At 40.0% G+C, this 25,562-nt stretch carries 19 protein-coding genes; 7 read left to right on the top strand and 12 right to left on the bottom strand.

Features of this window, described 5'->3' with window-relative positions:
* Positions 1 to 44: 44 nt before the first annotated feature.
* A complete protein-coding gene (locus tag CWB77_RS14755) occupies positions 45 to 323 on the bottom strand; it encodes a hypothetical protein (RefSeq protein ID WP_138594602.1) in 279 nt (92 codons plus the stop codon).
* A 281-nt stretch (positions 324 to 604) separates the two neighbouring features.
* Here CWB77_RS14755 and trhA point away from each other — a divergent pair, with 281 nt between their 5' ends.
* The 5 genes from trhA to CWB77_RS14785 all read left to right on the top strand — a co-directional run bounded on the left by trhA (position 605) and on the right by CWB77_RS14785 (position 4,639).
* Positions 605 to 1,234 (top strand): PAQR family membrane homeostasis protein TrhA, encoded by a 630-nt coding sequence (trhA, locus tag CWB77_RS14760; protein WP_138594604.1) that lies wholly within the window; start codon positions 605 to 607, stop codon positions 1,232 to 1,234.
* 299 nt (positions 1,235 to 1,533) lie between these two features.
* Positions 1,534 to 1,968, top strand: coding sequence for an HIT family protein (locus tag CWB77_RS14765; protein WP_198527814.1), 435 nt, complete (start codon positions 1,534 to 1,536; stop codon positions 1,966 to 1,968).
* Positions 1,969 to 2,066: 98 nt separating this feature from the next.
* Entirely contained in the window at positions 2,067 to 2,792 is a 726-nt protein-coding gene (locus tag CWB77_RS14770) for a hypothetical protein (protein ID WP_138594606.1), read from the top strand.
* 60 nt (positions 2,793 to 2,852) lie between these two features.
* The gene (locus tag CWB77_RS14775; RefSeq protein WP_138594608.1) at positions 2,853 to 3,878 is read left to right on the top strand and encodes an SIR2 family protein; all 1,026 of its coding nucleotides are present in this window, start codon (positions 2,853 to 2,855) and stop codon (positions 3,876 to 3,878) included.
* Between the two features lie 149 nt (positions 3,879 to 4,027).
* The gene (locus CWB77_RS14785) at positions 4,028 to 4,639 is read left to right on the top strand and encodes a MalM family protein (RefSeq protein WP_171040310.1); all 612 of its coding nucleotides are present in this window, start codon (positions 4,028 to 4,030) and stop codon (positions 4,637 to 4,639) included.
* Between the two features lie 271 nt (positions 4,640 to 4,910).
* Here the strand turns inward: CWB77_RS14785 and CWB77_RS14790 are convergent, their stop codons facing one another.
* Both CWB77_RS14790 and CWB77_RS14795 read right to left on the bottom strand, forming a co-directional pair.
* A complete protein-coding gene (locus tag CWB77_RS14790; protein ID WP_054201638.1) occupies positions 4,911 to 5,216 on the bottom strand; it encodes an MGMT family protein in 306 nt (101 codons plus the stop codon).
* Entirely contained in the window at positions 5,206 to 6,108 is a 903-nt protein-coding gene (locus CWB77_RS14795; protein WP_054201639.1) for a LysR family transcriptional regulator, read from the bottom strand. The genes CWB77_RS14790 and CWB77_RS14795 overlap by 11 nt, the downstream gene beginning before the upstream one ends.
* Before the next feature lie 122 nt (positions 6,109 to 6,230).
* On the opposite strand from CWB77_RS14795, the gene CWB77_RS14800 reads away from it, so the two are divergent.
* Both CWB77_RS14800 and CWB77_RS14805 read left to right on the top strand, forming a co-directional pair.
* Positions 6,231 to 7,313, top strand: coding sequence for an efflux RND transporter periplasmic adaptor subunit (locus tag CWB77_RS14800; RefSeq protein ID WP_041709337.1), 1,083 nt, complete (start codon positions 6,231 to 6,233; stop codon positions 7,311 to 7,313).
* A gap of 2 nt (positions 7,314 to 7,315) precedes the next feature.
* Positions 7,316 to 10,384, top strand: coding sequence for an efflux RND transporter permease subunit (locus tag CWB77_RS14805; protein WP_138623385.1), 3,069 nt, complete (start codon positions 7,316 to 7,318; stop codon positions 10,382 to 10,384).
* Between the two features lie 61 nt (positions 10,385 to 10,445).
* Here CWB77_RS14805 and rluF read toward each other — a convergent pair whose 3' ends face one another.
* The 9 genes from rluF to malQ form a co-directional block, all read right to left on the bottom strand.
* Positions 10,446 to 11,435 (bottom strand): 23S rRNA pseudouridine(2604) synthase RluF, encoded by a 990-nt coding sequence (gene rluF / locus CWB77_RS14810; protein ID WP_138623387.1) that lies wholly within the window; start codon positions 11,433 to 11,435, stop codon positions 10,446 to 10,448.
* A gap of 43 nt (positions 11,436 to 11,478) precedes the next feature.
* Positions 11,479 to 12,579: a DUF418 domain-containing protein gene (locus CWB77_RS14815; RefSeq protein WP_502705061.1), complete on the bottom strand. Its 1,101-nt coding sequence runs from the start codon at positions 12,577 to 12,579 to the stop codon at positions 11,479 to 11,481.
* A gap of 11 nt (positions 12,580 to 12,590) precedes the next feature.
* Entirely contained in the window at positions 12,591 to 13,805 is a 1,215-nt protein-coding gene (locus CWB77_RS14820; RefSeq protein WP_075170221.1) for an EAL and HDOD domain-containing protein, read from the bottom strand.
* 83 nt (positions 13,806 to 13,888) lie between these two features.
* Positions 13,889 to 15,421, bottom strand: coding sequence for a glycogen synthase (locus tag CWB77_RS14825; RefSeq protein ID WP_138623389.1), 1,533 nt, complete (start codon positions 15,419 to 15,421; stop codon positions 13,889 to 13,891).
* 47 nt (positions 15,422 to 15,468) lie between these two features.
* Positions 15,469 to 16,743, bottom strand: a complete 1,275-nt coding sequence (gene glgC / locus CWB77_RS14830; protein WP_138623391.1) for a glucose-1-phosphate adenylyltransferase — start codon at positions 16,741 to 16,743, stop codon at positions 15,469 to 15,471.
* Positions 16,744 to 16,763: 20 nt separating this feature from the next.
* Entirely contained in the window at positions 16,764 to 19,289 is a 2,526-nt protein-coding gene (locus CWB77_RS14835; protein WP_138623393.1) for a glycogen/starch/alpha-glucan phosphorylase, read from the bottom strand.
* The gene (gene glgX, locus CWB77_RS14840; RefSeq protein WP_055012004.1) at positions 19,282 to 21,345 is read right to left on the bottom strand and encodes a glycogen debranching protein GlgX; all 2,064 of its coding nucleotides are present in this window, start codon (positions 21,343 to 21,345) and stop codon (positions 19,282 to 19,284) included. Before glgX ends, CWB77_RS14835 begins: the two co-directional genes overlap by 8 nt.
* Entirely contained in the window at positions 21,338 to 23,560 is a 2,223-nt protein-coding gene (glgB, locus tag CWB77_RS14845; RefSeq protein WP_138623395.1) for a 1,4-alpha-glucan branching protein GlgB, read from the bottom strand. The genes glgX and glgB overlap by 8 nt, the downstream gene beginning before the upstream one ends.
* The gene (malQ, locus tag CWB77_RS14850; RefSeq protein WP_138623397.1) at positions 23,561 to 25,555 is read right to left on the bottom strand and encodes a 4-alpha-glucanotransferase; all 1,995 of its coding nucleotides are present in this window, start codon (positions 25,553 to 25,555) and stop codon (positions 23,561 to 23,563) included.
* Between the last annotated feature and the right edge of the window lie 7 nt (positions 25,556 to 25,562).

Consider the following 25,562-nt stretch of genomic DNA (forward strand, 5'->3'; position numbering starts at 1 on the left):
AGGCTAATAATTCGAACTCACTGTTCATTACTTTTATTCCCTTTTTATTGCTTTGGTTGTGCTTTTACTACACGTTGTTTTTCGTCCATGTTGCTATTATCAACCACAGGATTACTTTCAAGTAAGCTGTCAAGAATAACCTGTGCATCAAAAGAAACGGCTTCTTTTACAGACTTTTCAAGTTCGTTGCTTGCCTGTGACACATAAGTAGACACTGTTTTAGTAAGCATATCTGTAATATTTAAATCGACTTCTGTAGCGTTAACGTTAGTTGAACCTAATACAAGTAAGCTTGCGATTGTGATGTTGATTGAAGTATTCATAATAGTATTCCTTGTTTGTTTATTGGTTAGTACGCTTAGTTACTATCAAGGGCTATGCCACAATAGAAAAACTTTATAAACCATTGTTTTAAAATGAAATAAATAAATTCAAAAGAAATCCACAAAATCTAGATTAGTAATTTTGACCAATGAATTTAAAAATAAAACCAAATAATAGTGTGTTTGTTAATGTTCAGTAAATTAATGACTTTATTTCGTATTTGAAAATTTCAGCGTACACCTGTACACTAAAATTTATTCGCAAAGTGGTAGGATCTGTTATGTCTTTTGAAGCTCCCTATTCTAAAAAAGAAGAGCTGTTAAATGTTATTAGTCATGCCTTAGGCATTGTATTTGCTGCTTTTGTTTTTTGGGATTTAGTTAAACAAACTAATAGTGTGAAAAGCTATGCCAGTACTCTGGTATACGGCAGCAGCTTGTTTATTTTATTTTTATCTTCAACGCTTTATCACGCCAGTGTGCGCCCAAGATTGAGAGCGTTTTACAAAAAATGTGATCATTGCGCCATCTATTTACTGATTGCAGGCACCTACACGCCCTTTTTGTTGCTGTCGTTATCTGGGCTCTGGTCTTGGGCTACCTTAGCCTTTATTTGGACAGTAGCGTTTGCAGGCATCGCTTATAAGCTATTGGTTAAAAATGGCAATAAAAAAGTTTCACTGGCTACTTATTTATTAATGGGATGGTTTGCATTAGCCATTGTGTATCCGCTTTATTTAAACGTGCCTATCAATGCACTTTATTGGCTATTAGCTGGCGGCTTATTTTATAGTGTAGGTACTATTTTTTACAGTGCAAAAAGCACTCAATATAGCCATGCTATTTGGCACCTCTTTGTTATTGGTGGATGTGTTAGCCATTATATTTCGATCAGTAATTATGTTTATTAGGCTGGTTAAGCCATTTAGATTAGTCTGGTTTGAGCGAGGAACTGCCATTGAGATTGACTAAATATTGTCGTTAATAGATTAGTTAAACTGTTCTTGCGAATATATTCATGAAAATGAGCGCTGTGCGCATATTGATGCATTTAACTTTACCTAAATCATTTAGAAAACTTAGTGATAGTAATGCCTTAGATAATTTGTTAAAACTATATAAAGTAAATAAATGAGCGTTAAGTCGGCAGAAATATGCGCGATGAGCGCACTATAAAATTGTTATGCATTTCCGTAAGCTGGAGAAATCAGTGAACCCAATCTACGACACGAGTAATACTTTCGCGAAGATTATTGCTGGAGAGGCCCCCTGTGTAAAGGTCTATGAGGATGATTTAACGCTCGCATTCATGGATATAATGCCGCAGAAGGATGGTCACGTATTAGTAGTACCCAAGGAACAAGCGGTCACAATTTACGATCTGTCTGCAAAAGCTGCTCAAGCATGCATGCTAACCGTTCAGAAAATAGGTAAAGCTCTCGAGCGCGCTATGGGGGTGACTGGGTCAACCATATTCCAGCACAATGGCTCTTCTGCCGGTCAAACTGTGGGGCATTTTCATTTTCATGTTTTTCCAGGACCTTTGTTGGTGATAAAAGACCATGGCGTGCAGTTTGAAGAGGTTGGGAAGCTTAAAGAGATAGCTGCGTTAATCATTGCACAATTAGAAAGTCCACATGCATAACAAGTGCAGGCACGGCGACGCCCACTACATTGCGCCTCCGGCTCCATTTCGTGGGCGCGCGTACTGCAAGCGTTATGCTACTAAAGGAGTATCTAGCATTGGGTGATCTAATAACAAAAATCAAAAGTGTCCCTAACGAAATTTGGTGGAGAACTCTTTCATATATTCTTTCCGCTTTTTTTCTTGTGCCAAATATTACGATGATCATGTTTCTAATTTACATGGGGGAATATGACTTTTTCTCTTACGACTTCTTTACGGAAGGTGTATTTGGGATGAAATTGTTTTTTGTAACAACTGCTTTTTTCTTATTTATTAGCTCTTTAGCAATATTTAGCCCTGTGTTATTGATTGTTGGAAAAATCAAGAAAAAGCAAATTGATAAACAACTAATTGCCCTAAGTATTTTATTTACTTTAATAACTTGGTCTCTCCTTATTTTGGAGCTCATTTCTGGTGCTGATACTGCTCGGATTTTGTTTGTATTAGGGATGTGTACGGTTATTATTGCTCATATTTCAGTGCTAATTTACTTTAAGGCTAAAGCACAATTTATTAGTTTAGGGGCTATTACTTTTTGTATAGTTTTTATGTCTTTTAATTGGCCTGCTCAATCCTCTAAAGTAATTTCAATTGGCTTACAGGCGTTTGGTGTTGGTGGTGATTTACCAATAACAATAACTAATGCTCAATCTGGGGTTATAACTAAAGGAAAGCTAAAATTAATATCCCCTAAATTTATATACTTTACCCCTTCAACTGAAAAAGGCGTTGCTACTTATTCTTTATCAAATGTAGGTTATTATGTTGTGGATAAAAAGTAGCATAACAAGTTACTCAAACGGACGCTGCTTAGTAAGGCGTTATATTTTTTTGAGGTCAGTATGTCTAAAATTTCTTTAGTCGTTGGTAATGGATTTTCTATTAGCTTTGGCTATTTTTCTGGATTAGTTGACGAGCTTAATTCTCAGGAGCCGATTACGTGGGATGTTACTTGCCCTTCAACAGGTGAAGCGTTCTTAACTAGTCTGCATAGATTAGAAACTCTGTATAAATTAAATTCAGAGAAACCCCACTTTGATGTATTTAAATTAGCCTTAGACGAGAGCTACTGCAACAGCATTGGTTTGGACAGCTTCAAAACAGCCCTTGAATCGAGGCATTTTTTAACAATAGCTTTTTCAATGTATAGCCAACGACAGCGCGAGTTATTTTCAACTGATTGGGCTTGGTTTCGATGGTTGAAATTACACCGAGATGAAATTACAGCGGCATTCTCGTTGAATTATGATTTATTGCTTGAAACAGCTTTAGACCGCTTAAATCGAGAGTACTACTCTCTTCAAGTTAACCATCATGGTTATGGTATTCCGTTGGTTAAACCACACGGGTCTGTGGATTTTGAAATTACGCCTAATAGCATTTGTTATACTCCTAACTATCCTTTGAACAACTTTGTTGATCTGAACGATACTGGAATCATCAAACTGGAGGAGCATGAGCTTATGTCTCCTAGGAGGCAAGCTCTATGTATCGTGCCAAATGAAGCTAATAAATATGCTTCATATCAATGGGTCGCCCCTGCTAACCAGTTGTTTGAAGGCAAGCTAAAAGACAGTGAGTATTGTTTATTCATTGGTATATCTTACTTCGAATGCGATAGAGCTGAGTTAGATAAAATAATCGATTCTCTTCCAAAAGATTGCGTTATTATTGTTGCGAATCCATTTCCGCCTAAAGCATTTATCGACAAAATTAGTGATAGGCCATATATCGTTTGGGATAACCCAGAGGGACCAGTGGATGAGAATGGTGCAATATTAAGTTTAAAATGCTTGGCTACAGGGAAAGCATTGAGAAAGTGTTTTTGTCGAAGTGGCGTTCCTTATCAGTACTGTGGTTGCCATTAAAAATATAACAAAGCGTTTAAGCCAGATTCCCCAACGCATGGCATTTTTTATTCCATCGTTGGGTTTTGTGTTTACGATGGTATGGCTCGGTTTCGTGGTGGCGTTGCTCACTACCTAACGCGGCGTTAGCTACCTAAAGGAGTATTGTTTTGAATTTAAGAATTGCATTAGCAATCTCGGTATTATTTTTAATTGGCTGTACATCTACTGTAAAAAAAGATGTCAGTAAACTTAATGAAACTAACGTCTGCTGCACTAGCGCTAGTGACTTTAAATACACTTCATTAAGTCCAAATAAAGAAACCACTATTAAACTAACATCCAAGTCACTTTCGTTTAACTTTGATAGTGGGAAAAGCTACTTTAAGCCTTTTGTTCTTAAAAACACTCAGTCAAAATTTACTCTTATAATCAAAAGCTATTTTAACAATACTTTCTCAATAGTTGGCGGAGATCACACAAACAGCTTTTTAAAACCACAAGTTCTGGTTTACGACAGTCAGTTTAAGTTGCTCTGTAATTTGAATAGTGCGGCTAAATATATCGAGCCAACATGGACTACTGATGGACACTTTCTTTTTAATTACTCGTATTCCAATGAGCGAGCAAAATATTTGGTAATTACTGCAAATACAGAAAACCTGACCTATTCAAATGCGCGGTTAAAAGAGTCAGGCAATTACGGTATAAGCTATCACACAACAAAAATTGATCATTCTCCAAAGGGAAAGCTTAAAGTAATACTATCAAACGGTAGCTAGCAAACACTTCAACCAAGGGACGAAAAACAGCAAGCTTGCGCTCCTTCGTCGCTAATTTTAGCCTGCTACTTTGCGCCGGTTAAGCGAGGCGTTAACGTCCGCAATTGGCACTCAGTCAATATAGGTGGTTTAACTTACAGTATAAATCAGTTATTTATATCGCTAACGTGTAAATTGGGTTGTTTCTGGTAAATTCATTATTTTTGTCGGGTGGCGTGGCTCCGCCACTTGTCCAACCTACACGGGCACTTATCTGACGAGAGTGGTGATATCACTCCCATCTACACTCGCGCATATTCACTTTATTATTCTTAAAATTAACACCTTCTAATAACAGTTTTTGTCGTTGTTCTTGGTATTTATCACTTCCTTCGGGAAACGATATTTTACCTTGGCTATTAACCACTCGATGCCAAGGGATCGCCGAATCTTTTGGCATCTCTTTTAATAAACGACCTACCAACCTAGCATTATTAGGATAACCCGCAAGTGCTGCTACTTGGCCATAACTGGCAACACTGCCTTTGGGTATATTGGCTATGATAGTGTAAATAACCGTTTCTTTATTAACGTCCATTCTTGCTTAAATACTCCTGACTGAGTAATTTAAATTGCTGCCAGATTTTACGCGCTACAGGCCCATGATGCATAGCATGCTGACGAAAGGCTCTAATTTGCGCACTAAACTGGTGCTCTCTGTCGGTTACAATTATTTGCTGTAATGAGCCAGCGGCTATTTCTTTTTTACAATGCCCTAAACTCATCATTGCCCAACCCGCCCCTGAAAGTAGAAAAGACTTCAAGGTAGATATATCATCAATTTTCATCACCGCAGCCCCTTTTGAATAGGAAAGTCTATCGCTGTCTATGCTCAAGCCACTTTCAAACATAGCCAAACACGGGTAAAGCTGTAATTCATCATAGCTAAGCTGCTTAGGTAAAACCCCTTTAGCTCCTACAATGCCAATATCTAGTTTACCAATGGGTAGACTTTCTAAATCACCAGTTGCATGAAATAAATCAAACCACGGGCCTATTCCAAGCTCGGCTTGACCGGTATTAACTTGTTCTAAAGATACAAACCGCTTACCACTGGTTAAACGAAATTCGGTACTCGAAAAATGCTTAAAAGTATTACTTATGATCTCGTTATAACTTTGCATATGACAAATTTGCTCGTAGCAGACTCTATATTGCGCTTCATTGCCTAATGCCAGCTCTGTTGCGAGCTGAGTAAGTTGCTCATTAGCGGCTAATAGCTGTTTAGCCTCGCGATGAAAAATACGTCCCTTTTCGGTGAGTTGTAAACGATAATGAGAACGGTCTAGTAGGTCAAAGCCTAACTTAGCTTCTAAGTTTTTAATCGCCAATGTGAGCGCTGGTTGCGTTTTATGTAGCTTTAATGCCGCTCCACTTAAACTCGCGCTTTGCACAATAGCATCTAATATTTGTAATTGGTTAAGTTTCATCGGCCACTCAGCACATCATAAGTAAAACTTATTGAGTTTCTAAAATTTAATGAATTTTATTTTATATGTTTGCAGCGTATGCTGCACACACTTATTTAGCCTTTTTTTATCATGGAGATATCATGCCACTGTTTCGCTTATGTTTACTATCTGCGACATTACTAAGTTTAATAGGCTGCTCAGAGCCCGAGAATATAGCTAAAGAAGAGCCTATTCGTCCGGTTAAATTATTTAGCATTGGTCATGATTCACAAACTAACATTCGCAGCTTCCCCGCTGAAGTGGTTGCAAACCAAGGCTCATATCTTGCTTTTAGGGTCAACGGTGAGTTGGTTGAATTTCCTGTATTAGCTGGTGAACAAGTTGAAAAAGGACAACTATTGGCTAAGTTAGATCCTGAGGATTTTCAATTACAATATAACGAACGTAAAGCACGATACGAACTGGCAAAATCACAGCTAAAACGCATTAAACAATTATTCGACAAAAACATCACGAGTCAATCAGAGCTTGATCAAGCGGTTGCTAATGAGCAAGTTGCCGAGTCAGCCTTTAAAATTGCAGAAACCAATTTAGAATACAGTGAGCTTCGTGCTCCTTTTGCTGGCATAGTAGCTAAAGTGTTCGTAAAAAACTTTGAGAGTATTCAAGCAAAACAAAATGTTCTGCGCCTAGAAACTCGTGATTTTATGGATGTAGAAATACAGGTTCCTGAAAAAATAGTGGCGCGCATTCAAAAAGATACCCAATACCAACCTATGGTTGAATTTGATGGCTATCACGACAAGCAATACAAACTCACACTAAAAGAATGGGATACTCAAGCCGATCCGGCAACGCTTACCTATAAAGTGGTGTTTTCATTACCGGTGCCAAAAGATTTTAATTTGCTTGCGGGTATGTCTGGGCAAGTGATGATAGATTTAAGTAAAGTAACTCGCTCACAAACTCCCTACACTATTTTACCAATTGAGTCGGTTTTTTCAGATCCGAATAAAAGCCTAAGCGATAATGCTTATGTGTGGGTTTTTAATCAACAAACTGGCACTGTACATAAGCAAGCAGTGCAAGTAGGTCAATTACATCACGACACTATTGAAGTGCTTAGCGGCGTAAAAGAAGGCCAACAAATTGTGTCTGCCGGTGTTCACTCTTTACAAGAAGGCATGTCTGTTCGCCCTTGGAATAAAGAGCGAGGCTTATAATTATGGGCTTTGCGCAACTATCTATTGAAAAGAAAGTCATTAGCTGGATGTTTACGTTGTTGCTATTAATAGGCGGCAGCGTGTCTTACTTTGATTTAGGCCAGCTAGAAGATCCTGAGTTTACTTTGAAAAAAGCCATGGTAATCACTTTGTATCCGGGCGCATCTCCACAGCAGGTAGAAGAAGAAGTCACATTTCCAATCGAAAACGCCATCCAACAGCTCCCCTATGTTGATTATGTCACCTCTATTTCATCTAATGGTAAATCACAAATTACCGTAGAAATGAAAAGTAACTATCGTAAACAAGAGCTAAGGCAAATATGGGATGAAATGCGTCGAAAAATTAACGACCTAAGTCCGTCGCTGCCAAGTGGTGTTTACCCGAGTAATGTAATTGATGATTTTGCCGATGTTTACGGCGTTATGTTTGCCGTTACTGGCGATGGCTACTCTTATGATGAATTAAAAGACTATGTTGACTATTTAAAGCGTGAACTTGTTTTAGTCAAAGGTGTGAGCAAAGTCACAATTGCTGGGCAACAACAACCACAAGTAATGGTTGAGGTATCGACCCGCAAGCTTGCACAGCTAGGTATTGCACCTAGTCATATTTATGACTTGCTGCAATCACAAAACACGGTGTCTAACGCTGGACGTATTCGTGTCGGTGATGAGTCTATTCGCTTACATCCAACCGGTGAATTTAAAGATGTAACGGAGCTGGAAACCTTATTAATCTCAAAGCCTGGTGCGAGCGAACTAATTTATTTAGGCGATGTTGCACAAGTGTACCGTGAATATGCTGAAGTACCGACCAATGTCATTCATTACAATCAACAACAGGCGCTGCTTATTGGTGTTTCGTTTATGTCTGGGGTTAATGTTGTTGATGTAGGTAAGCACATAGATGAACATTTAGCATCTCTTGAATATCAACGCCCACATGGTATTGATATTAGCTCGGTGTATAACCAACCAAAAGAAGTAGAGCAGTCTGTAGATGGTTTTATTGTTAGCTTAATAGAAGCCATTGCAATAGTTATTGTTGTGCTACTTATTTTTATGGGCTTGAAAAGCGGTGTTCTTATTGGCGGTATTTTATTACTGACGGTATTAGGCACCTTTATATTTATGAAGCTGTTTGCAATTGATCTACAGCGTATATCATTAGGCGCGCTAATTATTGCGCTAGGTATGCTGGTTGATAATGCCATTGTTGTTACCGAAGGGATTCTCATCAACCTTAAGCGCGGTCAAACAAAGCTCAAAGCCGCAGTTAATATTGTAGATCAAACGAAATGGCCACTACTTGGCGCAACAGTTATTGCTATAACCGCTTTTGCACCAATTGGTTTAAGCTCAGATGCCAGTGGTGAATTTGCCGGCAGCTTATTTTGGGTGCTGTTTATTTCATTGCTATTAAGCTGGATCACCGCAATTACCCTCACCCCGTTTTTTGCCCATTTAATGTTTAAAGAAACCGAATTTAAACACGAACATAATCAAGAACATGAAGACCCTTATCAAGGCATCATATTCAATGGTTATAAAGCGATATTAAATTTAGCTATGCGCTTTAGAAAAACAACCTTAGTCCTTATGGTTGCCCTTTTATGCAGCGCTGTAGTGGGATTTGGCTCGGTAAAACAATCGTTTTTTCCAGCCTCAAATACACCGATGTTTTATGTGGATTACTGGCAAGATCAAGGTGCTGATATTCGTGCCACCCTTGAGGGCATAAAACAGCTCGAAGCTTATTTGCAAAAGGATGAACTGGTCACAGAAATAACCAGTACGGTGGGCCAAGGTGCGCCGCGCTTTATGCTAACTTACGCGCCAGAAAAGTCTTATCCTGCTTATGGGCAGTTAATTATTCGTGTCACCAACCGTGATGCGGTCGCTAAAGTAATGCAAAAGGTGCGTGATTACGCACAGCAACATCCGCTGTCAGCAAAGCTAAAAGTAAAACCAATGGAAATTGGCCCGTCAACTGATGCTAAAATAGAGGCGCGGTTTTCAGGCCCCGATCCGGTGATATTAAGACAGCTATCATCTCAAGCAAAAGAAATTATCGCAAAAGACGACGGTGCTTTTAACATTCGCGATGATTGGCGTGCACGCACTAAAATGATTCGCCCCCAATTTAACGAACAAAAAGCACGCCGCTTGGGGATCACCAAGTTTGATCTCGACCAAGTTCTGTTAACGAGCCTGTCGGGTAAGCAAGTGGGTGTTTATCGTGATGGTACGCAATTGTTGCCTATTATTGCCCGCTCACCAGCCAGCGAGCGCCTAAATGTAGACAGTGTTCACGATTTACAAATTTACAGCCCAGTATTACGCGTGTTTGTGCCGGTAACTCAAGTAGTTGATGAATTTATTGTTGAGTGGGAAGACAGCTTAATTATGCGTCGTGATCGTAAACGTACCATAACGGTAATGGCAGATCATGATGTATTGGGTGATGAAACACCTGCAAAATTATTTGCTCGGGTTCGCGCTGAAGTTGAAGCAATTGATTTACCGCGAGGCTATGAAATGCAATGGGGCGGTGAGTTCGAATCATCAAGCAAAGCGAAAAAGGCTATTTTTGGTTCGTTACCGCTGGGTTATTTAGCCATGTTTGCGGTAACAGTATTACTGTTTAACTCAGTGAAAAAGCCCTTAGTTATATGGGCAACCGTGCCATTGGCTATTATTGGTGTAAGCGCAGGCTTGTTAGTAATGAACGCCCCCTTTAGCTTTATGGCGCTACTGGGTTTATTAAGCTTAAGCGGCATGCTGATTAAAAACGGTATTGTATTGGTCGATCAAATAAACTTAGAACTTAGTGAAGGAAAATCACCCTATCAAGCTGTGTTTGACTCAGGCGTAAGCCGTGTGCGTCCTGTAGCCATGGCCGCTATCACTACAATACTTGGTATGATCCCATTATTATTTGACGTATTCTTTCAGTCAATGGCGGTCACCATTATGTTTGGCTTAGGTTTTGCCACCATACTAACCCTGATTGTGGTGCCGGTTTTATACACTGTGGTGTTTAGAATTGACTACCCTAAACAGTCTTAATCATTAATAAAAAACGCAGCCTAGGCTGCGTTTTTTATTTGCTTGATTTATACCAACTTAATTACTTTTTTAAGCTTAACGTGCCACTGCTCTTAGCTTTAGTTCCTGATGCGGAATTAGCTTTATTGGCATTTGATTTACCAACATAGGTGGTTGAACGTTTCTGATATGGCGTATTACGGCTGCTTTTGTTGGCTTGCTTATGTTGTTCGTTGTTCTTTGTACCTCGAGGCTTGTCACCTTGATACTCACGCTTATGCACTGATTTTGCTTGGTTGCTTGTGGTTAGCCCAACGTTATTATTCGATGTACTATCGTCATACAATGAGTGTTCTTGTGTTTTGCCTGAATCAGCAATCGAGTCGTTAATAACCGCCATTTCTGCATCGCTTAAATGACGCCATTGCCCTACTTTTAACCCTTTAAGGGTTACATTCATAATACGCACACGCTTTAATGTAACCACTTCGTAGCCTAAATATTCACACATACGACGGATTTGACGATTTAAACCTTGAGTTAAAATAATAGTGAATTGCTGGGCACCCGTTTGCGTCACTTTACATTTTTTGGTCACGGTATCTAAAATAGGAATACCGTTTGCCATTTTATTCACAAACTGGCGGTTTAGTGGTTTATCTACGGTAACCACGTATTCTTTTTCGTGGTTATTGCCAGCACGAAGGATTTTATTAACGATATCCCCTTCATTGGTTAAAAAAATCAACCCCTCTGAGGGCCTATCCAAGCGACCAATAGGAAAGATACGGTCAGGATAATTAACCGCTTTTACAATATTACTTTGAATTTTTCGTTCTGTGGTACAGGTAATACCGACTGGTTTATTGTAAGCAATGTAAACCCGTTTTGGTGGTGATTTTAATGGCTTACCATCAACCAATACCACATCGCTTTGTGCGACTTTAACACCCATTTCGGGTAATTCGCCATTAACAGTAACACGACCTTGCTCAATATATTTATCGGCTTCACGGCGTGAGCAAAACCCTGTTTCACTAATAAATTTATTTAAACGCTTTAAGTCTGTCATATGGCAAATCTTCTTAAATATAAAGGCGCATAGTTTAAACTACTCAAGCTATTTTTTCGCGCTTAATTTGCGCTAATTTACGCCATAGGTATTCAAGAGGCCCTTGCTTAAAATAACGACAGTAGAGTGCAGTAAACATAAGCTGTACAGCCACTAAGCAAATAGCAACAAGCCAATAATCAATGCGGTTAAAACTCAGCGCCCATTGCGGGAAAAACACTTTAAACAATAATAATTGCATAATGGTTTGGCTTATATATAAAGTAAAAGCTAACCGCCCTACGCGTTGAATAAGCACACCTATTTGCGCGCTGTTATTACATAGCTTAACAATTAAATGAATATAAAGCAGCGCCACACATAAAGCAGCCAGTTCATTAACAGGCTCTTGTAACGCATAACCAATACCTTGTTCATATGACTCTAACACTAATCGTAAGCTAGTCAGCAACACACTTAACACAGCAAGTTTAATTAGCCCCGACCTGCTAAATCCATCACTAAACACATTACATTTGTAGGCAACAATACCAATTAGCATAAAGCCAGCACTTACCCACAGTAATAAAATAGGCACTGTTAGCAACATATAAATGCTCATTGTTATATTTTGGCTAAAATGCGCACCAATACTTTGGTAATAACTATTATATATCTGGTAAAACTCGGGAGAATCCCTATAGAGTGGTTCTTCATTAAGCCCTAACATAAACATTGCTGTGGCAAGTAAAGCGATAAAAGTAAAAAAGGCCGCTTTGCTTTTAAGCTCTTCGTCCGTGTAATCTAAATAGCGTAATACCAGTAATGCTGACACCCCATATAAAAACAAAATGTCACCCGCCCACAGTAACAACCCATGTATTAAGCCAAACACAATAAGCCAATATAGGCGTTTTTTTAATGGCTGAATACATTGCTGACGCTGAAACTGAATATAAAGACCAGCACCAAATAATAACGTAAATAATGTGCGAAACCGCCCTTCAACAAATATAAGGCTTAAGGTGTGTAAAAAATTATCGCTAGCTGGAGGTGTGCTAAGTGGAGTGTAATTGAGTTCAAAAATTGCAAAGGAATAGCAGTTAATAAATACCAGTCCAAGTACTGCTATGCCCCTTATAAAGTCCATATTATAATTGCGCAAACCCTATCCTTTTAAATATTATCTTTATAGCTATCGGCCCATTTTACAGCTTGTTTGTATAATTTTGGTAAAAAAGCACTGTCTAAATTAATGAGTGATACCGCTTTCTCAAGCGCCCACCAACTTCCGGTTTCATATGCTTTTACCGTTTCAAGAATATAATATAAGTCATTTTTCTCGCCGGTTAGTGCTGCTTTAATTTCATCTGGGAATGGCAGTTTATCAACCAACAAGTCCATTGGCTTATCTAAAATAGCATCAAGCAAAGAAAACAGCCCAGTTAAAAATGCCTCACCTTGAACTTGTTTGGCGACTTTGCTGGCTATTAATTCACAAAAGCGAGCGCGAATAACACACATTTGCATAAGCTCTATCGGCTTAGTGCGCGCGGTGTGTGCTGTAACAATTAGGCTAACAAACTTTTTTAAACGCGCTTGCCCTAAGTAAACCAGCGCTTGTTTTAATGACGATATTTGGCTTTGCAGGGGAAATACACCACTATTTAATAAACGCAATAGTTTGTATGCTAGTGCTGCATCAAGCTCAAATAACCCAGTGATTACTTTCACATCAGGATCTGGCTTCATTACTTCTGAATAAATGGCAATGACAAGACCATAATTATAATGAATATCTTTTTGCTCTATCATTGCGGGGCGGGCAAAGTAATACCCTTGGAAATAATCAAACCCCATTTGGCGAGCTAATTTATATTCTTCATCGGTTTCTATTTTTTCAGCTAACAGCTTAATATTTTTGTGTTTTTTTAGCTTATTGACCACCAGTGGAATTTCATCCAGTGGCGTGAGCCGAATATCAAATTTAATTAAATTAACTAGCTTTAAAAAACGTTCCCACTGCGGTGAGTAAACAAAGTCATCAAGGGCTAATTTATAGTTACTGTGAAAGAGTTTACGGCATAGCTCGTAGGTATCGTCGGTAGGCTCTATGGTTTCGAGTAATTCAATAACCACATCTTTACAGGGTAAAAATTCGCATAAATCGAGTTTTAATGATTCAGGACCAATATTGATCAGTGCTTTTTTACCCGAAGTAATATGGCGAGTACCTAAGTTAAGCTGGTTTTCCATAATCAGGCGAGCCGTTGCTTGACCATCAGATACACCAGGAAAGCAATTTTCAGGGCTATCGCGAAACAGTAGTTCATATGCAACTACATTTTGATTACGATTAAGGATTGCTTGCCTTGCCACAAATACCGACACATTACCTACTTTTTATTATTTCCACCAGACTAAGTAATTAAAGCGCAAATAGGAACGGATGTCACTGAACTTTAATAAATTTTTTAATATAAGTAGGTAATATAATCAGTTACAACGTCATCCCAACCAAAGCGGCTGTTCTTAGCGCTATTTTTTATCGCTTGCCATTGCTTAGGATTAGCGTGATTTACATTCAAGGCCTCAGATAAACTATGCAACAGTGCCTCTGCCTGAGCTAATAAGGTATCACCAGTAAAACTAAAACCAGTCACATTATGCTCAACTGTATCTTTTAAGCCGCCAACACTGTGCACAAGACAGGGCTGACCTGCTCGCATTGCCAGCATTTGGCTAATGCCACACGGCTCAAAAGAACTAGGCATTAAAAATAAATCCCCTAGTTGATACATTAAATCACCAACACCTTGGCCATAACCTTTTAAAAACAATAAATTGCTATTTCGAGCCATTGCAGTGGTAAATAATTGTTCTAGTTTTTTATCGCCCGAGCCCAATACAATCAAGCGACCATTATATTGGTTTATAACCTTGCATACCTCATCAATAGTTAAACTATTGTTGTGTGGCTGGCACAGCAGCAATACTTTTTGCTCGGTGAGCCGCCCTACACTGGTCACTAAAGGCCCTTGCTGCTCTGATGCCATAAATTGTAAAACACGTTGGTGAGCAATATAGTGGCTGCTGTCTAAGTGTACGTTTTTTGCCATCCAGCTAAAAAGCGTAGCTTCTATCTGCTCTAAAAGCTCGCTAAGCGTTGCCTGCTTCGGGTGTTGAGTTGTGTAATCACAGCCGTTGAGGATCCCAATCAGCTTGCCCTGCTCAGCCGCTTGTTGTAAATCACGCTCAAGTCCTTCACCACCAAAAAAACCGCCTGCATCGTTACTCGCAATCTGCACTTCTTGGCTATAACTGGGTGAAACCACATGTACTTTATCGGCTAAATTAATAGCACTGCGCATGGGGTTAAAGCAATGAGGGTAACGGGGATCACAAAGCAATTGGCCATCATAACTTAATGAGGGAAACCACGCTTCTAAGCTAGAGTCATCGTCTTTAAAAGGGCGAATACCTTGTAAGGCTAAGTTATGAACCGTGTACACCAAGCGCAGCTTAGCAAGTTTACGATAGCGAGGCTCAAATTTTAGTAACACCGCCACACAAGCACTGTGCCAGTCGTGTAAATGTAACGTGTTTGGTTGTTTTAAAACCCCTTGTAAAAGCGCTTCACAAATCGCGGCATTAAACAGTGCAAACTTACTCGCATCAGTAGCAAATGGACGATTGTCATCATCGTTGCAATACACACTATGTGATTGGCTGAACAAAGGGTGGCTTATTACTATTTGCCTCACTGCATTTTGCGTTTGTGGAATTTCAAACAGCGATAAAACGTGAGAGGCTGAATTAAACGCAACGTTGACTTCACCAATAAAACGGCGCTCACCCAATTCAAAGCCATAATCAGGAATTACCACATCAATCGTTAGTCCCTGTGCCGCTAACGCTTTAGGTACGTCACGTATGACATCGGCAACACCACCGACTTTGGCATTAGGTAACGCATCATTTTCTGCGGCAACCATTAATACATGCATTTATTTACTCTTATAGTTAGCTGCAAGGCTTTCGCCTTGCTATTTAATTATTGATTTAACTTAGTGTCTAACTTTGTCAGCATCTCGCGGGTTACCAAAACAATTCCCTTTTTAGATACTCTAAAGCCATTGGCTTCGTCGGTTTTACGATCATAACCAATTTCTAATCCTGGGGGGATCTCACAGCTTCTATCAATAATGGCACGTTTAACTTTACACCCACGGTTAACTATAACACCGGGTAAAATAACCGACTCTTCAATAGTACAATATGAGCGAATATGTACATTAGAAAACAGCAATGACTTTCTCACTAATGAGCCTGAAATAATACAGCCACCGGATACGGTTGAATCAACAGCCATACCCCGACGATCGTCATCATCAAAAATAAACTTAGCTGGAGGAAGCTGCTCTTGGTATGTCCAAATTGGCCAAGTAGGGTCGTACAAATCCAATTGAGGCTCAGGCATAACCAACTCCATGTTCGCTTCCCAAAATGAATCTAAGGTCCCTACATCGCGCCAATAAGGTTGCCCTACTTGTGCAGGATCTCTAAATGGGTAAGCAAACACATTATGCTCTTCGATAATGGCGGGAATAATGTCATGACCAAAATCACGTCCTGAGCCTTCGGTTTGTGAATCTTTTTGTAATTGCTCAAATAAAAACTCAGTATTGAATACGTAATTACCCATTGACGCTAAACACGTACCTGGTTTGCCAGGCACAGAGCTTGGTTCAGCTGGTTTTTCGTCGAATCGTCGCACTCGATTTTCTTGATCAACGGTCATTACCCCAAAGGTGTTCGCTGCTTCTTCAACCGCGACTTCTAAACAGCATACGGTCATATCGGCACCATTTTCGACATGCTTTGCTAACAAACCGCCGTAATCCATACGATATACATGATCGCCTGACAAAATCATTACATATTTAGGTAGTTCATGGCGAATAATATCCATATTTTGAAATACCGCATCGGCAGTACCGCAATACCATTCATCACCATTACGCTGTGATGCTGGTAAAATCTCAACTGACTCGCCTAATTCCTTTTTAAAGTGCCCCCATGCACGATTTACATGGCGTATTAGCGAATGAGATTTATATTGCGTTGCAATTCCGACACGTCTTACACCAGAGTTAATACAATTTGATAGTGGAAAATCAATAATACGGTGCTTGCCGCCAAAATAAACGGCTGGTTTTGCACGCCAGTCTGTTAGCTCATGAAGACGAGAACCTCGTCCGCCGGCTAGAATGAGTGCATAGGTGTCTCTGGTTAAATTACTTATATAGCGATTTGCATAACTGGGCATATTACTCTCTCCATTTAGTGTCAGCTATTAGTGTCAGTGTTTGTTTTTACTGTTTGCTGTGAAGTATCTAGTGGGGTTAAGTGCCATATGTCATCACAATATTGGCCTATTGTTCTGTCACTAGAAAATAAACCACTGGCCGCGGTATTTAAAATACTCATTTGAGTCCAGTGGGTTTGATCAGCGTACGCTTTATCCACTTCACGCTGCGCTGCAATGTAACTGGCAAAGTCATGTGCGGTTAGCCATGCATCGTCTTTGCTTTTAATGCCGCTAATGACATCATCAAATAAGCCGGGTTCAAATAGATTAAAATGACCACTTTCAAGGAGATGCATCACGCTATTTAGATCTGAGTTATTCGCAATAATTTCACTGGGATTATAATGCGCTCTAATTTCGTCAATGTGCTCGGCTTGTGCGCCAAATAAGAAGAAGTTTTCAGCTCCTACTGCATCGCGGATTTCAATATTCGCGCCATCTAACGTGCCTATTGTGAGCGCACCATTCATCATAAACTTCATGTTGCCGGTACCGGATGCTTCTTTACCTGCTGTAGAAACTTGCTCCGACAAATCTGTTGCAGAACATATAGTTTCCATGGCGGTCACATTGTAATTTGGTAAAAAGGCAACTCTTAAAAACATCGATACTTCAGGGTCTTTGTTGATCACCTCAGCAACATTATTAATCAGTTTAATAATTTTCTTCGCCATCATATAACCAGGTGCGGCTTTACCTCCGAGTAATACACAACGAGGTACCATGCCTTGTGTATCGCCACGACGAATGCGGTCGTATAAATGAATAACATGTAGGACATTGAGTAACTGGCGCTTATATTCATGAATACGCTTTACCTGCACATCAAATAGCATATTTACATCAAACTCGACGCCACACTTTTGTTTTACTAAATCGACTAAACGCTGCTTGTTTTGCCGTTTTGCCTGCTGCCATGTTACGTGCAATTGCGGATCATCATAAAAACGGCGTAATTGGCTAATTTTTGCAAAGTCGCCTACCCAGTCTTTTCCTATTTTCTCGCTAATAATATGGCTCAGACCCGGATTACAATAAGCAAGCCAACGCCTTGGTGTCACCCCATTGGTTTTGTTATTAAACTTTTCAGGCCATAATGAGTAAAAATCTTTAAACAAACCCGCAGTTAATAACTGGGTATGCAGTGCGGCTACGCCATTGACTGAATAACTACCAACAATGGCTAAGAAAGCCATGCGAATTTGCGGCTCTTCGCCCTCTTCAATTAATGATAAGTCTCGTTGCTTTTGCACATCACCCGGCCAATGCCTTGCAACCTCTGCTAAGAAACGGGCATTAATTTCATAAATAATTTCTAAAATACGTGGTAATAATTTAGCAAATAACCCCACTGACCACTTCTCTAATGCCTCCGGCAATAAAGTGTGATTTGTATAAGCCATGGTTTTGGTTGTGATGTTCCATGCCTGATCCCAGTCGAGTTCATGGTCGTCAACTAAAATTCGCATCAGCTCTGCCACGGCAATACTAGGATGAGTGTCGTTAAGCTGAAAAACATGATGCTGAGCAAAATCAGTAAAATTATCTCCGTATTGCTCAATCCACTGGCTCAGTACATCTTGAATGCTTGCCGATGATAAAAAGTATTGCTGGCGTAAACGCAGTTCTTTACCATTTTCACTGCTGTCGTTAGGGTACAACACCATGGTTATTTGCTCTGCGAGGTTTTTTTGTGCCACCGCTTCTGAATAACTACCGGCATTAAATTCGGCTAAATTAAATTCATCGGTTGCTTCAGACTTCCAAAGCCTAAGGGTATTAACAATATTATTTTTATAGCCCGGAATGGGAACATCATAAGGAACCGCAAGCACATCTTGGGAGCTCATCCACTGGCGATGTTCATGACCAAATTTATCGGTATAACTTTGTACATAACCCGAGAACTTAACTCGTTTAGCTTGCTCTGGTGCGCTCAATTCCCAAGGGTGACCTTCGCGTAGCCAGTTATCTGGCTGCTCAATTTGGTAGCCTTCTTTTATTGATTGATTAAACATGCCGTATTCATAGCGAATTCCATAACCCACTACTGGCAGCGCTAAACTCGCGCAACTATCTAAAAAGCATGCCGCTAAGCGCCCCAAGCCACCATTACCTAAGCCGGCATCATGCTCTGCTTGTTCTACATTTTCCAGCTCAGTACAGTAAGCTTGCAGTGCAGTACTTACCTGAGATTCTAAATCAAGGTTGAGTACCGCATTACCCAGTGCTCTACCCATTAAAAACTCTAGCGATAAATACGCTGTTTTGCGGCGTTTTTGTTGTTTAATTTGCTGATTAGTTTCTCTGCAACGCGCAACGAGTCTATCTCTTATTGTCAGCGCCAATGCATGATATAAATACAACTGCGACTCTCCCACCACATCACGCCCTAAGGTGTAATAAAAGTGGCGAGTTAAATCATCACTTAAGGTACTTTCATCAATAACCGGGCCTTCTTGCCAGCCTTTTACCACACACACTTGCTCGTCTTGCTTAGTCATAATCTTCGCCTTCTAAATTGGCACTAAAAACCCAACTACTTTGTGCTGAAATATTCACGGTTGCATCTTCTTCAACAACAGTTGATGCGTTATTTACGCTTGATAACACTAACGCCCATGTCGCAGTAATGGGCGATTGTGGTAATTGGCAGACCACGGGCTGTTTACTGGCGTTTAAAATAATTAATAAGGCGTGCTTATTTTGCTTATCAAGTAAGCTATACATTAAAAATTGTCGCGTATCTTCATGCCAATGTGTTTCATCCATTTTTTTACCTTGCTCGGTGAACCACTTAACGGTGAAACGTTCATCAATATCATCTAAAAACACACTGTGTTTAAACGCACTGTGACCGTGCCTAATTTTTAATGCATCATCTATAAACTGAATTAAGCAATGGTTTAGTTGTGAGTCTTTCCATGCCAGCCAGCTTGTGCGGTTATTCTGGCAATAAGCGTTATTATTACCACCTTGAGAATGGGCCATTTCACTGCCAGCGGCTATCATTGGCACCCCTTTAGAGAGTAGCAAGGTAAGTAAAAAGTTTTTTTGTTGTTGGAGCCGTAAGTTTATTATTTCAGGATCGCTACTAAATCCCTCAACTCCGCAATTAAACGAATAATTAGCGCTGTGGCCATCTTGATTGTTTTCACCATTTGCTTGGTTATGTTTGTGCTCATAACTGACTAAGTCGGCAAGGGTAAAACCATCATGACTGGTAATAAAATTAATACTATTAAGCGGGCCGCGGTTACTGTGTTCAAAAATATCAAACGAGCCATGTAAACGCTTAGCTACATCACTAATAATGCCTTTTTCACTTTGCCAAAAGCGTTTAATCACATCACGGTATTGATCATTCCACTCACGCCAAGGAGCAGGAAAAGCACCTAACTGATACCCGCCAGGCCCTATATCCCACGGCTCACTAATCAGTTTTACCTTATTTAATATAGGATCTTGTGCAACGGCCTGTAAAAACGTATGAGACGCACTAAAACCCGTACTTGAACGCCCTAAAATGGTGGCTAAATCAAATCGAAAGCCATCAACCCCCATAACTTCCACCCAATAACGCAAGCTATCAAGAACCAATTGCAAGGTTTTTGGATGATCAATATTTAAGGTGTTACCACAGCCAGTATCATTTATATATACATTGGGCTGCCCATTAATAGTGCGATAATAAGTGAGGTTATCGAAGCCACGTAAAGACAATATAGGTCCATCACTGCCGCCCTCAGCAGTATGGTTGTATACAACATCTAAAATAACTTCAATATTGGCGCGATGTAGTTCGCTGACCATCTGTTTAAATTCGTTTATATCGTCATTAACCAAATAGTCTTTGTGGGGAGTAAAAAAATTGATGCTATTGTAGCCCCAGTAATTTTGCAGGCCTTTAGTAATTAAAAACTGTTCACTTATAAACGCATGCACAGGCAAAAGCTCAATAGCGGTCACCCCTAAACTTTTTAAATGCTCAATAAAGCACGGGTGGCTTAGGCCTAAAAACGTGCCTTGCTGTACTTTTGGAATACCTGGATGACGACACGTAGCACCTTTTACATGACACTCATAAATTACCGTATTAGCCCAGCTATGCTGTGGCTTTTTATTGGTATAAGCAACCGATGTAGTCACTTTAGATTTAGGCATATCTATCGCATTATTAACCTCGCTTTTAGTGCCTATCGGCATTTGTCCGTAATGGCGCTCGCTCCAAGTAAACTCGTTAAACAAGTCTTTTGCATAAGGGTCAATCAGCAACTTATGTTCATTAAATAACATGCCCTTTTCATGGTTATACTCACCATCAACCCTAAAGCCATATAATGCGCCAGCGCTAAGTGGCGCAACGTGAATACTCCACACCCCGCCTTCATTAATATTCATAGCTATTTTTAATATTTCTGTATGGCCACTTTTATCAAATAAACAAACAAAAGCTTGGCTTGCATTAGGGGCGTATAAGGCAAAGTTGACGCCGTTGTTTTGTACAGTCGATCCCAATGGAAGAGATGCACCATGGGTAACCTCAAAGCAATTACTCATCATTCACCTTTTGCAAGTAAACAGTGGTTAAGCCACCCATCTGTAATGTAATACTGTGATCAAAGCCATGGCTTGGTTGATTAATTGAATGAATAAGTTGGCTTGGCTCATCAGTGATATTAATGCCTGAGCCAAAAAAACATGACTCATCAGTATTTAATATCACCTTATAACTGCCTTCAGCAGGCACGCCTAAAGTAAAGTGTTGATATGCTGTAGGGGTAAAATTAGCGACAATAACCATAAAATCGTCAGCACTTTTGGCATAACGAATAAAGCTAAATATACTTTGCTGACTGTTATTATTATCTATCCATGAAAAACCAGTAGCGCAACTATCAAGCTCATAAAGTGCTGGATGTGCTTGATACACATGATTAAGGCGTTTAACCGTATCTTGAATACCTTGATGACTTTGGTGTTCAAGCAAGTGCCAGTCTATTGAATTGTCATGATCCCACTCTTTTCGCTGTGCTATTTCGGCGCCCATAAACAGTAGTTTTTTTCCTGGATGCGCCCACATAAACGCATAATAAGCCCGTAAATTAGCAAACTGTTGCCAATCGTCACCAGGCATTTTGTTTAGTAGTGAGCCTTTGCCATGCACCACTTCATCATGACTGAGCGGTAAAATGTAATTTTCACTAAAGGCATACACCATAGAAAATGTCATTTTATGATGATGGTATTTCCTAAATAGTGAGTCTTGCTGCATGTAATGCAGGCTGTCGTTCATCCAGCCCATATTCCATTTGTAACCAAAGCCCAAACCATTATGCTCAACGCTTTGCGTTACTCCGGGCCACGCCGTTGACTCCTCAGCAACCATCATAATACCGGGGTTATTTTTATAACTGCGTATGTTTACCTGTTTAAGGCACTCAATTGCCCCTAAGTTTTCTCTGCCACCGTAGCAATTAGCCACCCATTGCCCTTCTTTTCGGCTGTAATCAAGATACAACATAGATGCCACCGCATCTACTCGCAGTCCATCTATGCCAAATTGACTGAGCCAATACATTGCATTTGATATTAAAAAGCTTTTAACTTCAGGGCGATCGTAATTATAAATATAGGTATTCCAATCAGGGTGAAACCCTTGACGCATATCAGCATGTTCATATAAATGGGTGCCATCAAAACAATGTAACCCATGAGGGTCGCTTGGAAAGTGCCCCGGCACCCAATCGAGTAAAATACCGATATTGGCTTTATGGCATTGCTCAACTAAGTATTTAAAGCTGTTGTAATCACCAAAGCGGCTTGTAGGCGCAAACAAGCCTACCGGCTGATAACCCCAAGAACCATCAAACGGGTATTCACTGATAGGCATAAGTTGTAAATGCGTAAACCCCATTTTAACCACGTAACTTACAAGCTTATCTGCCAGCTCGCTGTAGCTTAAATAACGATTATGCTCAGCGCGTTGCCAAGAACCTAAGTGCACTTCATAAATACTAATAGCGGCATCAATATGATTACGCTTTTGCCTATTTTTGATCGCTTGTTCACTAAGCGTGATAGGGGTGGGTTTGTATTGTAAAATGCTTGCTGTACCAGGCGCTTGCTGCATTTTAAAAGCAAATGGATCGGCTTTATCTAAAACTTCACCACTGATTGTGGTGATAGCAAATTTGTAGCACATATCGGCGCACAGCTCCGGGATAAATAACTCCCATACTCCACTGGCCGGATGAAATCGCATAAAGTGACGATTGGACTGCCAAAAGTTAAATTCACCAATCACTGAAACGCTGGCAGCATTTGGCGCCCACACACAAAAACGAACACCGTCAACGCCCTGTTGAGTAATAAATTGCGCGCCTAAGTGCGCATAAGCATGCTCAAGACTCCCTTCATTGAACAAGTACATTGCTTGCTCATCAAGGGTACTACTAAAACTGTATTCATCGTAAAAGGAAATATTATTGCTTTTATAGCTAACATGGCATCGATACACACTGCTCGGCATGCTTGATAGCTCAGCTATAAATAAATCACTTTGTTTATAGCGCAATGCAGTAATTGTTTGATCACCAATTAACAATTCAACCTGCAGTGCTGCTGGCAAATACACTCGAACTTCTATGCCGCTTTGTGTACTGTGCGCTCCTAAAAAACTAAATGGGTCTTTAAAGCGTCCTGCTGCGAGCGCAGTAACTTGTGAATCATAATCAGTCACTGGCGTTGATTTCATATTTTTTATACTGCCCATTTACCCATTCCTCATTGAATGTATTGCAGTCAAAAGTGATGCGTTATCAGTAAAAATATCCTCGCACGTATGTGTTAACACCCGTCTCCAATTGGGATACTCTTTATCTGTACCCGGAATGTTAACTGGGTAGCATTGTTTGTCTAAGTCATCAATTTGTAGGGCAAATAATCGCGATGGCGACTTTGCTAAACACAAAGCCAGCGCGCTATAAATCGCAAAAGCATCGGTGTTTAATGACATGTCAGAATGTGTGTCTTGTGCATTAATAAAATCAACTAACCGTTGTTGCTCTTGTTGACGTTGCTGCACTAGCTGCTGGTGTTTAGTGGCATCAATCAGCTGATACTGTTGTTTGAGGGTTAAATCACTATGCTGCCACCAGCCAACAAATGGCGGTACGTCATGATTGGCAATCATTAGCAGGCATTGTTCGCTAAGATCATCACGATTAACAAATTCATCATTTTGTTGTTTTTCGAAATAAAATAAACTGTTTGAAAAAATTCCACTGCTCACCAGCGCTTCTTTTACTTCAGGTGGCACAACACCTAAATCTTCGCCTATCACGACAGCCTTATTTAGGTGAGATTCTATTTTCAAAATAGCTAACAAGTGCTCGAATGGATAGTAAACATAGCAACCATCTTGGCTGTTATTATTGTTAAAGCACCACCATAAACGTCTAATTGCCATAACATGATCAATGCGTAATCCACCCACAGCATTCATATTGGCGCGTATAAGTGAGCGGTAAAAGTAATAGTTATTGTCAGCAAGGCGCTGAGGATTTATTGCTGGCAAACCCCAATTTTGGCCACTTTCAGCCCAAGGATCTGGTGGAGCTCCTACAGTCGCATCTTGGCTAAACAGTTTCTGCTGATGTTTATATTCGCTGCCCTCTTTGGCACAGCCAACTGCTAAGTCGTTAATCAAACCAATCGCCATTCCTTGGTCGATACAATGTTGTTGGCACAGTATGAGTTGGCTGTGTGCCTGCCATTGCAGGTAATGGTCGAATGTCGGCTGCGTAGTTTCTAGCATAGCAAGTACATCGCGGTGCTGTTTACAAAAGGCTGTAAACTCGTCTTGCCGTGCTTGACTACCCTGTTGTTGAAAATGCGCAAAAAGCAGTTTAAAGGCATTATATTTCTGCTCAGTAACCGTTTTATAATTAATAAAGGTTATATCTTGCTCGCTGTGCGACGTTAAACAACAAGAAGATAAGTAATCATCTAAAGTGGGGTTGTTAATACTATCTGTCGATAAGTTAATTGCTATATACAATGGATTGAGTAACGCGCGGTTACTGGGGTTATAGGGACTAGCGCACTCTGGGTTATCTGCAAATAATAAGTGCAGAGGATTAAGTAAAATATAATCCATTTTTTGTTTTGCACATAACGTGGTTAATTCAAGTAAATCATTAAAATCACCAATTCCCATTCCGGCTTTGTTTTTTAATGTATATAACTGAATTGATAAGCCAAGGCGTTTACTATCGGCAATTTGATAAACTTGTTTAGGGATAGACCAAATTTGTGTAGTTGCCGATTGCGCTCCCATACTCAGCAAAGCATCATAATAACCCGTAGGTAAATGGGTAAGTGGCAACGCTATTTCAATATAACGGCAGTCATTTAAAAAATACTCGCCTAATGGCGCATAGTCAGCAATTTGTTCAAATTGTAGCTTAATATTTAATGCAGGTATGTTAAGCGTAATTTTATGGTGCGCGTCGGTTTCTTTAATACGTACTTTAAGCACATTGCTAGGCTGCTTTACTAAGCTAACAGCCGGTGCAAGCGTTAACCAAGTGGCCGCATCTAATTGGTAATTTAACTTATCTATTTGCGCTGCATCACTGGTGTCAACGCCACAACACTGCAAGGCTAACTTGCGCGTTTGTTCGCTAAAAACAACGTGTTCACCAGTGTACTTAGTGTATTCATAGCCTATTCCATGCAAATAAAATAATTGCGATAGTGCGTCCATTCACCAA

It is taken from the genome of Pseudoalteromonas sp. S1610 (assembly GCF_005887465.1).
In the GTDB taxonomy this organism is placed as follows: domain Bacteria; phylum Pseudomonadota; class Gammaproteobacteria; order Enterobacterales; family Alteromonadaceae; genus Pseudoalteromonas; species Pseudoalteromonas undina.

Coding starts and splice junctions, on each gene's coding strand:
- glgX (WP_055012004.1), bottom strand. CDS start 21,345: ATGAGTAATTGCTTTGAGGTTACCCATGGTGCATCTCTTCCATTGGGA.
- glgB (WP_138623395.1), bottom strand. CDS start 23,560: ATGGGCAGTATAAAAAATATGAAATCAACGCCAGTGACTGATTATGAT.
- trhA (WP_138594604.1), top strand. CDS start 605: ATGTCTTTTGAAGCTCCCTATTCTAAAAAAGAAGAGCTGTTAAATGTT.
- rluF (WP_138623387.1), bottom strand. CDS start 11,435: ATGACAGACTTAAAGCGTTTAAATAAATTTATTAGTGAAACAGGGTTT.
- glgC (WP_138623391.1), bottom strand. CDS start 16,743: ATGCCCAGTTATGCAAATCGCTATATAAGTAATTTAACCAGAGACACC.
- CWB77_RS14795 (WP_054201639.1), bottom strand. CDS start 6,108: ATGAAACTTAACCAATTACAAATATTAGATGCTATTGTGCAAAGCGCG.
- CWB77_RS14775 (WP_138594608.1), top strand. CDS start 2,853: ATGTCTAAAATTTCTTTAGTCGTTGGTAATGGATTTTCTATTAGCTTT.
- CWB77_RS14825 (WP_138623389.1), bottom strand. CDS start 15,421: ATGCATGTATTAATGGTTGCCGCAGAAAATGATGCGTTACCTAATGCC.
- malQ (WP_138623397.1), bottom strand. CDS start 25,555: ATGGACGCACTATCGCAATTATTTTATTTGCATGGAATAGGCTATGAA.
- CWB77_RS14835 (WP_138623393.1), bottom strand. CDS start 19,289: ATGACTAAGCAAGACGAGCAAGTGTGTGTGGTAAAAGGCTGGCAAGAA.
- CWB77_RS14800 (WP_041709337.1), top strand. CDS start 6,231: ATGCCACTGTTTCGCTTATGTTTACTATCTGCGACATTACTAAGTTTA.
- CWB77_RS14755 (WP_138594602.1), bottom strand. CDS start 323: ATGAATACTTCAATCAACATCACAATCGCAAGCTTACTTGTATTAGGT.
- CWB77_RS14790 (WP_054201638.1), bottom strand. CDS start 5,216: ATGGACGTTAATAAAGAAACGGTTATTTACACTATCATAGCCAATATA.
- CWB77_RS14805 (WP_138623385.1), top strand. CDS start 7,316: ATGGGCTTTGCGCAACTATCTATTGAAAAGAAAGTCATTAGCTGGATG.